The sequence below is a fragment of the Pseudanabaena sp. 'Roaring Creek' genome, from assembly GCF_001402795.1.
Taxonomy (GTDB): domain Bacteria; phylum Cyanobacteriota; class Cyanobacteriia; order Pseudanabaenales; family Pseudanabaenaceae; genus Pseudanabaena.
This window is the reverse complement of sequence record NZ_LIRE01000770.1, coordinates 16577-30581: the sequence shown is the minus strand read 5'-3', so window position 1 is coordinate 30581 and position 14005 is coordinate 16577. Positions and strand designations below refer to the sequence as shown.

Genomic DNA, 14005 nt, shown 5'->3' with positions numbered 1-14005 from the left:
TTACTTAGAAAAATTTGAAAAATTAATTACTTATTGATTGCTTAAGGATGGTTATAGGTTGTAATATGGTTTGCTGGACTGAAAAAATAGGAGACTAGTACCATGAGTCGCGTATGCCAACTAACAGGCAAAAAAGCCAATAATGCTGTATCGATTTCTTTCTCTCACAAACGTCATAAGCACTTACAACAAGTAAACTTACAAGACAAAAGAATTTGGTGGGAAGAAGGAAAGCGATTTGTAAAATTACAAATTTCTACAAAAGCCATCAAGACCTTGCAAAAGAAAGGACTCGCTGCATTTGCAAAGGAAGCAGGTCTTGACCTTCGCAAGTTCTAATCATAAAGGGGTGCATTGCACCCCTTTATTGTTTTGGTATTTTGGAGATTTTCATGAATATTGGGATTGTAGGTTTGGGATTAATCGGTGGTTCACTAGGGTTAGATCTTCTCGCTTCATCACCAGATCGTAACTATGTATGGGGGATCAGTCGTAATGCCAATACCTGCAAACAAGCCGAAGCGATCGCCGCAGTAAATATTGCCAGTACCGATATTGCCGAAATCCCCGATTGGGCGATCGAGCAGACAGATATCGTCGTTGTTTGCACGCCGATCGCCACGATTGTGCCCACGATTAGATCGCTCGCGCCAAAACTGCCTCCTAACGTTATTTTTACCGATGTGGGTTCGGTCAAATCCGCGATCGTCAAACCAGCTTCAGAAATCTGTCAGCAGTTTGGGCAGATATTTATCGGTAGCCACCCCATGGCTGGCACTGCTTTTCAGGGAATACTTGCTGCCGAACGCAATCTATTTCAAAATCGCCCCTGTGTAGTCGTACCTGATGCCGATCCTGTGGCGGTGGCAAAGGTGCGATCGCTCTGGCAATCGGTGGGCATGAATATCTACGAATGCAGTCCTGAGGAGCACGATCGAGCCGTAGCCATGATTAGCCATGCCCCCGTAATGATCTCCGCGAGCTTGATTGCCGCTTGTGGGCAACAGAGCGATCGCCAAGTTTTACAATTAGCTCAGAATTTAGCTAGTTCGGGATTTCGCGATACCAGTCGCGTTGGGGGCGGCAATCCCGAACTTGGGCGATTGATGGCAGAGTACAATCAAAAGGCTTTGTTGGGATCGCTGCAAGCCTATCAGAAATCTTTGCAACAGGTAATCGCTTTGATTGAAACCGAGCAATGGCAAGAACTCGAAAATTTTTTAGCGACCACTCAACGCGATCGGGAACTTTACATGAATTAATTTTTGATAATCTAATTTTTGATATACTCCCTTCCCAGTGAAGCGAGCCAACACTTCAATGAATTAAAAAATAAACCGTAATAATACCAAATTAAGAAATGGCGTAGCCATTTCTTAATTTGGTATTATTACGGTTTTCAAATGAGTGCGTACTCATTTGAAAACAAAAAATAATCCTAATAAGGATTTTGAGTTTTCATTTTGCCTACGGCAAAAAACCGCAATACTATATATCCCGTCAAGGAATTAGAAATAGAGTTATGGTTGTTTTCCTATGCCACCATTAGTATCAATTATTATTCCTTGCTATAACAATGAGTCTTTTGTAGGAGAGGCGATCGCTAGTGCGATCGCGCAAGACTATAACCCCATAGAAATTATCGTAATTGACGATGGTTCAAGCGATCGCAGTATAGAGATGATCAAGGACTTTGGCGATCGCATCTATTGGGAGACAGGCGAAAACCTTGGCGCACCAAAGGCAAGAAATAGAGGAATTGAACTTGCTCGAGGTGAATATATCAAATTTTTAGATGCCGATGATGTGTTGTTACCCACCTGTCTATCAAGACAGGTAGCGCTTGCTGAGCAAATTGATGCCGCAAGTAAGGCGATTACCTATGGGGATGCAATTTGGGTAGATCTTCATGGTCAAACTATCCCCAGTTCTCCACTACGTCCGCGCCAAAAAGATGAAGATGCGATCGCCCATATCCTTGCCCATAGCCCGCTCACTTCTTGCCCACTGCACAAACGTGAGTATCTTTTAGCAATTAGTGGTTTCGATCCATCGCTACCGCGAGGACAAGAATATGATCTCCATCTCCGTTTGGTATTGTCGGGAGTGGAATTTCGATACGACCCGCATCCAGTTTACAAATATCGCGAATATATAAGCGATCGACGGATCAGTCAAAAGCCCTACAGTATTAAAGGAGCGATGTTTCAGTTTCAAACTCTGCAAAGGCATTGGCAACTGATCGAAACGCAAACGAATAAACCATTGCAGCCGCAAGTCCGCGCAATTCTTGCTAGACGTTTTTGGATATTTGGACGTAGTATTCTACGAGAGGGCTATATAAATGAAGCGAGGGATTATTTTGATGCTGCGCAGAGCCTTGATTCCAAAAATTTTATGGCGGGAAATACGATCTACATACTATTAGTAAAAGTTTTGGGGTTTTATCGGACAGAAATATTAATTACTAAATTTAAATCCCTATTAAAACTAATATCGCAATCCTAAATGGTTTGTGGAAGCGCCCCCAAAAAGGGGGCGCTTCCACAAATCCCAAAATATACAAATGATTTAGGACTGCGATAGCAACAGGATAAATTTTCACAATCTTCAAAGGCAAATCTCATACTACCGATTTATTGGTCTGTGATGCAAGATCTTCATGTTAAGAAAATTCGCCGATTGATAGGTTATAAGATCATGCAAATGTTATCTTGTATCCTTCAGCTAGGTTTACAAATTAGTAGCAAAACTCTCGTCATTAGCTCAAAAACTGTAATAATTTTTGCCCCGCATCAAGATGATGAAACCTTAGGCTGTGGTGGTTTAATTGCACTGAAACGAGAAAAGAGAATCCCTGTCAAAGTTATTTTTATAACTGATGGACAGTTGAGTGGTAGCGGTAATATGGAAGTAAAAGATGTAGTTAATATCCGCAAACAAGAAGCTTTAGAAGCATTGAATATATTGGGGATTGCACCATCAGATATTTATTTCATCAATCAAAAGGATGGCTCTCTTCAGGAACTATGTCCACAACAACAACAACAGTTAGTTAATCAATTAGTAGGCTTTATAGCCGCTTTTAATGCCGAAGAAATATACGTGCCCCATCGCCACGATTGCCATCCCGATCATGAGGCTTCCTATAAACTAGTCGTTCGAGCGATCGCTCTATCGGGATTAAAAGTGGATTTGTGGCAATATCCTGTGTGGATGCTATGGCAAAACCCCTTAAATCCTCAAATTAACTTACAAAGCCTGCTCAACTGCTATCATATTTCGATCAAGTCCGTTCACCAGAAAAAGCAGCAAGCGATCGCTTGCTATCAATCCCAAATTATCTCTGCAAATCCTGAGTTTTTATTCCGTTTTTACGCTGACTGCGAGATATTCTTTCGTAATTAGATCGTCGAATGGAAAGATTGGTTTAGAGTGCGACCGATTCAGCCATATCGCAAAACACAATGGAGCCTTTACTGCTAAAACCGAATATTGGCGTATATTTTTCAGCCAACGATCGTGTTTATGATTGGGCGATCGCTTTTCTGAATAGTTTTAGAACTTTCAACCCTGATTTGCGATTGGTTTTAATTCCCTTTAACGAAACCTGCGATCGCCTGTTAGCATTGCAAACTCAATATAATTTTGAATTGTATATCGATCCTGCATTCTCACGGTTAGAAGCGATCGGTCAAGCCCTCGAACTAGGACATACCCCGACAGGTCGCTATTGGTTTAGGCGCTATGCTGCTTTTTGGGGTAAATTAGACCGCTTCCTATATTTAGATGCGCGACAAGTGGTTTTAGCCGATCTCATACCCTTAATTACCGCCCTAGATGAATTTGAGTTTGATTTTTTGCATTACGATTGTGCGATCGATCAGGTATATCAAGCTGGAAAGTTTCGTCAAAATTTATTATTAAAATCGAAGGGAAGGGGGTTTCTATCGGGATTATGGGCATCCAAAAAAGGACTCTTTTCCATCAAAGAATTTGAAGAACTGGCAGTTCAAGCATTAGAAATTCGCGATCAATTAAATCCACGCAATACCGATCAGGCATTTATTAACTACTGCTGTGATATGAAGCCTGTCAGGTATGGACACTTTGCTGAAGTTTTAGGTGGAATTTGCCAAAATGCATGGGCAAGACAATCGGGGCATATCTATCGAGAAAACAATAAATATTATCGATGGGATTATGGTGGATTAGATCACAAAAAGCAGGTCGTGTTAGTCCACTGGGCTGGATATAAATGGGATGATTTCCTTCCCCACAATTGGATATTAATTTCATTTATGGGAAATAGCAAGATGTTATATTGGCTCGAATATATTGGGAGATTGATTGTAAAAACTCCTCATCTATTACTTAAAAAACTGATCTCGCAGCAACATATAAATTTTGCCTATCACAATATAAAGGATCGTATTAAGCAATGAATTTGAGATATTATCCGATCAATTTCCGTCATTATGTAAAGTACAAAATAGGACTCGCACCCGCCTATACCCAAACGTCTGAATCCGAGCGCAAATGCTTACAAAAGTACGCTACGGGCAAAAAAACACTAGTTGAAATTGGTGTTTTTGAAGGAGTGAATACCAGACAGTTTAGAAGTGTAATGAATGCCGAAGGAACAATTATAGCTGTAGATCCCTATCCCAGAAGCTTTTTCAATCTACTTGGGTTTGCTTGGATTAGACGAATTGCCCATACAGAAGTTGGGAAAGTCAACAGAGGCAAGGTTATTTGGGTGGAAAATCTGGGTAAATTAGCGCCAAAGGAAGAGCGCGTTATGTCCCACCTACCAGTGGACTTTCTATTTATTGATGGCGATCACTCCTATGAAGGAATTAAGGGGGATTGGGAAGCTTGGAGCGATCTAATTGAATCTGGAGGGATTGTTGCTTTGCATGATAGTTTTAATGGCAAAGAGCCTCGTATTGGATCGGAGATATTTACTCAAGAAGTTATTTTAAAAGATCGAAGATTTACATTTATTGAATCTGTAGATACGCTAACGATAATTCAAAGAAACTAACTAGATCGACCATGACTCAATCATCCGAATTTCGCGAACAAACATTTATGTTTAGTATTGCCACCAATGGCTACGACATGATTTTTAAGCATTGTCTTGATAGTCACCAAAACTATGCTTTAAAACATGGATATAAATATATAGCTTTTACTAAATCTCCAGTCGATGGCATCTCTGGGACTAATTCTGCATGGTTAAAAGTGGCAATTATTCTAAGAGCTTTAAAAAAAGGATATCGCAATGTTTTTTTTGTTGATGCCGATGCCTTAATTCACGATTTTGCTCCATCCATTGAATCGGTTCTCACTCCAAATAAATTTATTTATATGAGTATTGAATCTTCTGGAAATTTTAATTCAGGAGTTATTTTTATTGCTAACGATCGGCGATCGCAAAGTTTTTTTGCAAGTCTTTTATTAAGGGCTGATATTCCCAACTTTATGTTGCCCAGATCTGAAAGAAACCTGTATGAGAATGGCCATGTAATTAACCTTGCCAAAAGATCGTCAATTGTACAAATCATAAGTCCCAAGTGGAATTATAACTACAATACTTTGCTGGAAGAAAATGAGAAAGAATATATCTTACATGGCAGGGGGATGTGGCTAGATAAGCCCCGATCTCAAGGTAAAACCATGACTTTCACTCAAGCATTATTATCCAGACTTACGCAAGGCTCGCGCTACTTCTTACTTAAAAAACTGTTGCGTTTTTATGAACTGGAATATCAATTTTAAGTGGTTCAAATCCGAAAAGATGGATGGAAACGCAAAGTGTTTCTATCCATCTTTTAAAACCCTAAAACCTACGGCGCACGCTCAGCGTGCGCCGTAGGTTTTAGGGTTTTATCCGAAGTTAAGAAATGGCGTAGCCATTTCCTAACTTCGGATAAGATTTTGGAAATTGGTATTAAACACAACTATAGGTTGCAATGACTAATGAAAATAGTTTCCTATATCCATCCTAAAAGTACGTATCTTCCATGTACGGGAATTGGGAGACATATTAATCAAATGCTATTGGGACTAGAAGCTTGTCAAGAGATCAGCTTGCAATTACTGTTTTCCGCACAGTGGCTATCTGCTCACCACAAACTAGACGAGCGTTCTCCATTATCTTCAATTCCTTTTACTACTTTTCCCTCTACTGAAAATGCTACGGAGAGAACATGGAAATTATTGGGGTTTCCGCAAATGGATCGGTACGTTTCAGATGCTACGGATTGGCTCTATGCACCCATGCAAACCTATATCCCTATTTCTAAATGTCCTGTTGCCATTACTCTCCACGACATCCAAGCATTTGAGACTAACTTACCTTGGTCGCATACATGGCAACATAAACTCTTCCGTTTTAAGTGGTCGGGATGGGTCAATCGGGCGTTATCTGATAGCCGAATTATTTTTACGGTTTCAGAATTCTCTAAACATCGGATTGTAGAACTTCTAAATGTCGATCCTCAAAAAATCATTGTGGTTGGTAATGGAGTCGAACCGCAATTTTTTGATATTTCTACCGTCGATCCGAATACCTTAATCCGACCTATTGCAGAGCCCTATATTTTGGTTATAGGAGGGCTAAAATTAAAAAAAGGAGCAGATTATGTCTTGTCTGTGGCAAGAGAATTAAAATTACATAAGAGCGATTTACAGATTTTGGTGGCTGGCGATTCTGAGTCAAAATATCTTGCTGTTGAGCAAGAGTTGCCAAATTTAAAGCTACTTGGAATTGTCCCAGATCGGGATTTACCAAGGCTATTGCGATGCGCATCTTCCTTACTATTTCTCTCCCACTACGAAGGCTTTGGCATTCCTGCGATCGAGGCGATGGCAGTTGGTACTCCTGCGATCGTTAGTAATCGGGCTTCATTACCTGAAATCGTGGGTACGGCAGGAATCATCGTCGAACCAGAACAAATAAAATCTGTTGTCGATATCCTTATCCAACTTCAAGAAAATTCGCATCTGCGCGAAGACTACATTCGCCGAGGATATCAACATTCACAATATTACACTTGGGCTCGCTGTGTTGACGTTGTTCGGAAAGCCTTTTATGAATATATTTAAGTAGTTCAGCATAATTAAAAAACAAAACTAGAAGAGCGTATCGCCCGCTAAGCGGGCGATACGCTCTTCTAGTTTCTTACTCCCTTCCCACCAAAGAAATAGACATATAAAACCAAGAATTAGCGTTGCGGCGCGAAGCGCCGCAACGTCTAATTTTTCACTGGGAAGGGAGTAGCTACTTAAGTTTATTATGTATTATGTACTGGTGTTACGTGGAAGTTTGCAAGCCCAATTTTAATGGGAGATGTCATGCAAACAAGTTATCATCTCTATTGTTAGTTGCTAATAATCCCCCATCAATTCCTTTTTAAAAGGGGAAGAAGAAAATTCTCCTTTTAAAAAGGGGATTGATGGGGGATCTACAGACTGAAATGTAGATAGAGAGGCTTGCTTGCATTGGGGAGTTATACCAATTCACAAAAGTGTTGTCACACTTTCGTGAATTAAAAACTAAACCTACTAAGGGTTTTCAAGTTAAGAAATGGCGTAGCCATTTCTTAACTTGTTATAACAATTGTCTGCATTAAATTAAGTAAGAAAGATTATGTTGTCAACAGATGAAGCTCGTTTTACTCAATTTGGCTGTGGACTTTGCGCTCCTTCCCGATGGTTGAATTTTGATGTTAGTCCAGCGATGCGGTTGCAAAGCTTACCAATTATTGGCAAGCTAATTCCCTCTGGTGCTTTTGGGAGATATCCAGCTAATGTGATATATGGTGATATTGTAAAATCCCTACCAATTCCTGATGGAAGTGTAGAGTTATTATATTGTTCTCACGTACTGGAACATATGAGTTTGGAAGAGTTGCGTTGTGCTTTGAGAAATTGTTACAGGCATCTTAAAGTAGGAGGAATTTTTCGATTGGTAGTTCCAGATTTAGAAGCAATGGTTAAATTGTATATTCAGTCAACAGAGCCTGAAGCTGCCCATGAATTTATGAGGATAACCTTGCTTGGTAAAGAACAGCGTCGAAGAGATTTACTTAGTTTTGTTAAAGACTGGTTGGCGGGAAATAATCATTTATGGATGTATGACTATAATTCGCTATCAATGGAATTGGCTAAAGCAGGTTTTCAAAACATACGTAGGGCTAGGTTTGGCGATTCTAATATTGAAGTTTTTGGAGATGTTGAAGACCCCAACCGTTGGACAATGGAACTCGGTATTCATTGTAAAAAAGGCTAATCTACAACAACGGAAGGTTTGCTTATCCCAAAGATGAGTGGCAGCGCTTCGCGCTGCCACTCATCTTTGGGTTTTTATGTCCTGATCCAGTTGGCGACAGCTATATTACCAATTCACGAAAGTGTTGTCACACTTTTGTGAATTACAAACCAAACCCAGTAAGGATTTTTAAAGCTCAAAATGGCGTAGCCATTTTGAGCTTTGGTATTATTTAGCATTTCCTAAGGATTTTTGGTTCTGACAATACCAAAAACAGATGTATAGCCATGCAGAAATGTCGTACCGCCAACGGGACCAATTTCTCCCGAACAGAAAAAGCCCCCAAACGGAATTAAGCCAAGATGTTTTTGTAACATCTCCGAATCAAAGTTGGGCTTACCATATAGCCTTTCACCTCGTCCCATGCAAGAAAACATCAATGCTGCCGTGGGAGATACATTGGGAGCGGCTAAGCTCAACTGATTGGTGTAATTAATCAAAGCTTCTTCCAAATCTTCCGCCGAGGCTTTACTATCCCGTAAATGTAGTTGAATTCTTTGCCCCGGACGCATCCGATCGCCTACTGCGATCGCACCCGATCGCGGATCGACTCCGATGATATTCCGAATCAAAAAATCGCCTTGGGATGGATTTGCTTTAAATTCGTTCATCACCACACCAATGAATAGTGAATGCTGCGCTAGTTCGCGATCGCTTTGATTTAAATCCCCCACCGTATCCTGTAATAAACTGAGAGGCGGTTTGCCCTCTAAGCCTAAAATCAAATTCCGTTCGCATTCAGATACCTGCAAAATCTTGCCAATTGGTCGGCAACCCTGAGCGACAACTGGATCGATCGTGATATTCCCCCAGAGAGCTACGCCAAGCAGTCCTGTCCGATAAAGTTTATATTTGTCTTCTTCATGGAAACAAAACAAAGCGTTTGCTCCCATACCGCCACTACTCGCTAATCCACCAACTTTAACAGCATTGGGATAGGCAAAATCTAAACCTTGAATTAAATCATTAATCGGGAATGAAAAGGGATCGCCAACTAATACAAAGCTGGGAGAAACGGCTGGATCGACGTTAGTTAAATTTTCCCAGCGATCGGGAGGGCTGTCTAGATCGGGCAACTGGTTATCATCCAGATGAAATACCTTGCACGCAGCATCGGGCAAATGTCCGACCAATAAAGCGATCGCAGGTTTATCCTCAAATTCACGACCGTTTCCAACAATCCCACCCCCAGAACAACCAATTAATTTTTTGATGGGTAACTTTTCGGCAAGCAAAGGTAACAAGCGAGGATAGTCACTGGCAAAGGCAGTAGAAACAAACAAAAAACCTAAATCTAGCGATCGATCGCCGAGTAGCGCCAGTATCTGCTGTGACAGATCCTGCACCGCAGCCTCTAAAGATATTTTTGTCGAAAGACTAGTAACCCACTTCATATACCTAGCCCTACACTGATTTCACTTCCAGACATTTCTTTGTAAATTGCTGACAAGGGCTTCTAACAAACCCAAATATTCGATCTCTATATTTAAGCTTTTTTTGCTTAATATCTAAGCATAGTATCTAAGCTTACCTTGCAGCGACCTATTTCCGACATTGTCTATAAATATGTCAGCAATTCTCCTATAAGTAGCTGGGCATAATTAAAACCCAGAATTAGAACCTATAGCGCACTCCCGCCATTGACTCCATTTTTAATTATGCCCAGCCATTTACCGAAGGTTAAGTATAGCTATCGCCAAATGTACTAGGACATCAACCTCAAGAATTGACTGGCGGCGCGAAGCGCCGCCAGTCAATTCTTGAGGTTGATTTTTCCTAATTCAAGTGACTGTAGCTATAACTCCAATCACCAGTGACCAATAACCAATAACCAACGGTCTAAAATTTGCAGCTTTGTTGTTGAGACCTTCCCGCAAATATCTCGCAAATATATAGGGCAAGACTTGGTAAGACGCTGAAAGCACAGTAGAATTATTTCGATAACCTCATCAAATCAAGGCTATCAAGTTTAAGTTATATATACTTTACAAACTTTACAAATACGTTACCGATACATTTATTAAATCTAATTAAGTCAACGGAGAAAACAACATGCAGGATGCCATTACCAGCCTGATCGGTGCCTATGATGCAACTGGTAAATATTTTGATCGCGATGCCTTGGATACTCTCAAATCCTACTTTGCCACAGGCAGCGCTCGTTTAGCCGCATCTTCGGCGATAACAGCTAATGCAGCATCATTGGTACGTAAAGCTGGTTCTCAGTTATTTGAAGAGGTTCCCGATCTCATCCGTCCAGGTGGCAATGCTTACACAACACGCCGTTTTGCAGCTTGCTTACGCGATCTAGATTATTATTTGCGCTACGCTTCCTATGCCTTAGTTGCAGGTAACAATGATGTCTTAGACGAAAGAGTACTGCAAGGTTTACGAGATACCTACAGCTCTCTAGGTGTACCCATTGGCCCAACCGTCCAAGGTATTCAAATCCTCAAGCAACTTGTTTTTGATTTAGTGGGCGAAAATGCTGACTGGTTAGCTGCTCCCTTTGACTACATGACCCGCGAACTGAGCGAGAAAAATATTTAAAGTTTGATTTCTGACATCAAAAAAGAAAATCGGCAAAGAAAGGTGGTACAAAATACCACCTTTCTTCTTGATATCTGATTGCATTGGTGCGGTAGTCAGGGATGTTATAGCAACGTAAGAGATAGTGAAAACCCAAAGATGAGTGGCGGCGCTCTGCGCCGCCACTCATCTTTGGGTTTTATGTCCTAGTACATTTGGCGATCGCTATAGAAGAAAAACTCCAACCCTATTCATCCCCATCCTGTAGAGCGGCAATAGAGTTGCGGTGATACCTGCACTTACTTGGCTATAGCGATAAATTTTGCGATCGCAGGCTAGCATACATATTTTTTTGATTTATTTAAGTCTTCAAAATGATTTAAGATTGTTCATAATCGAATAAGCTCGATCTAATCTAAGAGAGATTTTAAATATGGCTTTAGTACCAATGCGCCTGCTGCTCGATCATGCGGCTGAAAACGGATATGGCATCCCTGCATTTAACGTAAACAACATGGAGCAGATCCAGTCGATCATGAGAGCTGCTGATGAGACCAACAGCCCTGTGATCCTTCAAGCTTCTCGTGGTGCTCGCTCCTATGCTGGCGAAAATTTCTTGCGTCACTTAATTTTGGCTGCCGCCGAAACCTATCCCCATCTCCCCATCGTGATGCACCAAGATCACGGTAATGCCCCTGCAACTTGCTACTCAGCCATCAAAAATGGCTTTACTAGCGTTATGATGGACGGCTCGCTAGAATCTGATGCAAAAACCCCTGCTAGCTATGATTACAACGTAGCTGTTACAGCTGAAGTTGTTAAGGTTGCTCACGCAATTGGTGCTAGCGTTGAAGGTGAACTCGGATGTCTAGGCTCCCTCGAAACAGGTAAGGGTGAAGCCGAAGATGGTCATGGATTTGAAGGTGCATTAGATCACTCGCAACTATTGACCGATCCCGATGAAGCTGCGGACTTTGTCGAGCGCACTCAAGTTGACGCGCTAGCTGTAGCGATCGGTACCAGCCACGGTGCTTACAAGTTCACTCGCAAGCCTACTGGTGAAATTCTTGCCATCAGCCGCATCGAAGAAATTCATAACCGTCTACCTAACACCCACCTCGTTATGCATGGCTCTTCTTCAGTTCCTGAAGATCTTCTTGCCCTAATCAACGAGTATGGTGGCGCAATTCCTGAAACTTACGGTGTACCTGTTGAAGAAATTCAAAAGGGAATCAAATGTGGCGTTCGCAAAGTTAATATCGACACTGACTGTCGTCTTGCCATTACTGCGGCAGTACGTGAAGCTTTGGCAAAGGCTCCTAAGGAGTTCGATCCCCGCCACTTCTTGAAGCCTTCGATCAAATACATGCAAAAAGTATGTGCCGATCGCTATATTCAATTTGAAGCTGCTGGTCAAGCTAGCAAGATCAAGCAAATTGGTCTTGATGAATTTGCGGCTAAGTATGCTAAAGGTGAATTGACCCAAGTTAGCCGTCAAGCGGTTAAAGCTTAAATATTAAAAAGCGATAGTCATCACAAGTGAAGCTTTTTTAATTAATATATTAAGGGGCGCTTTGCGCCTCTTAATATTGCAAGCATAATATCGCAACTATTGATTGCAGCTATTAGTTAATATAGTTACGAGAGATTGCTAACTTAGCTTTTACTCACGCAACTATCTAAAATCTTTTAAAGGATTTAAAATTACTACATATTTTGTATGTTTTTATTTAGCTAGCATTGCTATAGTTGCAGTCACTGATTCAAATAAATTCTGCTCATGACCTCTTCTTTATTTTCCGCAGTCGAGTCAAATAAAGTAAATCCAGCCAAAAAGCCCAAGCTCTTGGTGGTTGATGATGAGCAAGATAACCTAGATTTGCTATATCGCACGTTCCGAAGAGAGTTTACCGTGTTCCGCGCCGATGGGGGCATTAAAGCGCTGGAAATTCTGGCAAAAGAAGGCGAGATGGCAGCGATCATCTCCGACCAACGGATGCCTGAGATGAACGGTACTGAGTTTCTCAGTCGCACTGTCTCAGATTTCCCTGACACAATGCGAATTGTCTTGACGGGATATACCGATATTACTGACCTGATCGATGCGATTAATTCGGGTCAAGTTCATAAATATATTACTAAGCCTTGGGAGCCAGACCAGCTTAAATTAGTTGTATCGGAAGCCACACAAACCTACGATGTGCTTAAGCAGCGCTCCGAGGAACTAATCCGCTCGCAAGCTCAGAATGCCCTATTGTCAGTAATTGTCCAAATTGCTCAGCAGTCCGATCAGCTCGATAGCTGTGTAATGCCCCTAGCTGATGCCTTCTGCCAGAATTTCGGTGCCGATGGCGTGATGATGCAGTTGGTTGAACAGGGGGCTTTAAGCAGTACCCATGCTAAATGTGGTCATTGCATTTGGGATTTAGCTAGCGATCCTTTAGTCCAGCAAGCGATATCTACGGGAAAATCCCAGATCTCCCTAGATGCTGATGGCAAAACTAATTCTGCCCAACCCTGCAAAACCAGCGTGGTGATCGCGATTACTTTTCGCGATGAGGTGTTAGGGATTTTGACCTTGGGCTGGCAAGATGCCAATGCGGTGAGCTTGGGAGATATTGCGGCAATTCAGCAATGTGCTGATGAGGTAGCGATCGCATTAACCTGTATTCGTTTCTATGCCAAACTTTGAACCAGACTTTGAAAAGCTTTTAGCTCTGGCGATCGCGATCGCCAATCAGGTTCACGCTGGACAACTTGATAAAGCTGGCAAGCCTTACATCTCACATCCCTTAACCTTGATGTCGCAGATGGACAAGCTTGAAAGTAAGATCGTGGCAGTTTTGCATGATGCCGTCGAGGACTCAGCTCTGACCATTGCCGATCTAGTGCAGCAGGGCTTCCCTGAATTTATTACCGATGCGATTGCGGCTATTACTAAGCTGGATGGCGAGAGTTATGACGATTATATTGTCCGCGTGAAATCTAATGCGATCGCCCGCAAAGTAAAGATCGCCGATCTCAACCACAATATGGACATTAGTCGGATTCCTCACCCCACAGAAAAAGATTTCCAACGTTTAGAAAAATATAAAAAAGTTCTCCAAGAATTAACCAGCAACTAAGAAGGGACGCTTT

The 14005-nt window shown here is 41.6% G+C and carries 14 protein-coding genes; 13 read left to right on the top strand and 1 reads right to left on the bottom strand.

The genetic code is table 11. The features are described from left to right. Positions 1 to 102 precede the first annotated feature (102 nt). From rpmB to AC805_RS24350, 9 genes are all read left to right on the top strand, one after another. Positions 103 to 339 carry a 50S ribosomal protein L28 gene (rpmB, locus tag AC805_RS24390; protein ID WP_009629683.1) on the top strand — a complete coding sequence of 79 codons (237 nt, stop codon included), beginning with the start codon at positions 103 to 105 and terminating at the stop codon, positions 337 to 339. Between the two features lie 53 nt (positions 340 to 392). Continuing rightward, positions 393 to 1262: a prephenate/arogenate dehydrogenase gene (locus tag AC805_RS24385; RefSeq protein ID WP_055077818.1), complete on the top strand. Its 870-nt coding sequence runs from the start codon at positions 393 to 395 to the stop codon at positions 1260 to 1262. 274 nt (positions 1263 to 1536) lie between these two features. Beyond that, on the top strand, positions 1537 to 2508 hold the full coding sequence (locus AC805_RS24380; RefSeq protein ID WP_055077817.1) for a glycosyltransferase: 972 nt from the start codon (positions 1537 to 1539) through the stop codon (positions 2506 to 2508). Between the two features lie 192 nt (positions 2509 to 2700). Beyond that, positions 2701 to 3408, top strand: coding sequence for a PIG-L deacetylase family protein (locus AC805_RS24375; protein WP_231664338.1), 708 nt, complete (start codon positions 2701 to 2703; stop codon positions 3406 to 3408). Positions 3409 to 3467: 59 nt separating this feature from the next. Further along, positions 3468 to 4445, top strand: coding sequence for a hypothetical protein (locus tag AC805_RS24370; RefSeq protein WP_231664336.1), 978 nt, complete (start codon positions 3468 to 3470; stop codon positions 4443 to 4445). Continuing rightward, positions 4442 to 5047 (top strand): class I SAM-dependent methyltransferase, encoded by a 606-nt coding sequence (locus AC805_RS24365; protein ID WP_055077814.1) that lies wholly within the window; start codon positions 4442 to 4444, stop codon positions 5045 to 5047. Before AC805_RS24370 ends, AC805_RS24365 begins: the two co-directional genes overlap by 4 nt. An 11-nt stretch (positions 5048 to 5058) precedes the next feature. Continuing rightward, positions 5059 to 5784, top strand: a complete 726-nt coding sequence (locus AC805_RS24360) for a hypothetical protein (RefSeq protein ID WP_055077813.1) — start codon at positions 5059 to 5061, stop codon at positions 5782 to 5784. A 201-nt stretch (positions 5785 to 5985) separates the two neighbouring features. Continuing rightward, positions 5986 to 7113 carry a glycosyltransferase family 1 protein gene (locus AC805_RS24355; protein ID WP_055077812.1) on the top strand — a complete coding sequence of 376 codons (1128 nt, stop codon included), beginning with the start codon at positions 5986 to 5988 and terminating at the stop codon, positions 7111 to 7113. Positions 7114 to 7657: 544 nt separating this feature from the next. Next, positions 7658 to 8299: a methyltransferase domain-containing protein gene (locus AC805_RS24350; RefSeq protein ID WP_055077811.1), complete on the top strand. Its 642-nt coding sequence runs from the start codon at positions 7658 to 7660 to the stop codon at positions 8297 to 8299. 221 nt (positions 8300 to 8520) lie between these two features. Here the strand turns inward: AC805_RS24350 and AC805_RS24345 are convergent, their stop codons facing one another. Next, positions 8521 to 9732: an FIST N-terminal domain-containing protein gene (locus AC805_RS24345; protein WP_009629501.1), complete on the bottom strand. Its 1212-nt coding sequence runs from the start codon at positions 9730 to 9732 to the stop codon at positions 8521 to 8523. 658 nt (positions 9733 to 10390) lie between these two features. On the opposite strand from AC805_RS24345, the gene apcB reads away from it, so the two are divergent. From apcB to AC805_RS24325, 4 genes are all read left to right on the top strand, one after another. Then, positions 10391 to 10888, top strand: a complete 498-nt coding sequence (gene apcB / locus AC805_RS24340) for an allophycocyanin subunit beta (protein ID WP_009629500.1) — start codon at positions 10391 to 10393, stop codon at positions 10886 to 10888. Between the two features lie 412 nt (positions 10889 to 11300). Next, entirely contained in the window at positions 11301 to 12380 is a 1080-nt protein-coding gene (gene fba / locus AC805_RS24335; RefSeq protein ID WP_009626945.1) for a class II fructose-bisphosphate aldolase, read from the top strand. A gap of 267 nt (positions 12381 to 12647) precedes the next feature. After that, on the top strand, positions 12648 to 13559 hold the full coding sequence (locus AC805_RS24330; protein ID WP_055077810.1) for a response regulator: 912 nt from the start codon (positions 12648 to 12650) through the stop codon (positions 13557 to 13559). Next, entirely contained in the window at positions 13546 to 13992 is a 447-nt protein-coding gene (locus AC805_RS24325) for an HD domain-containing protein (RefSeq protein ID WP_055077809.1), read from the top strand. Before AC805_RS24330 ends, AC805_RS24325 begins: the two co-directional genes overlap by 14 nt. Positions 13993 to 14005: the final 13 nt, after the last annotated feature.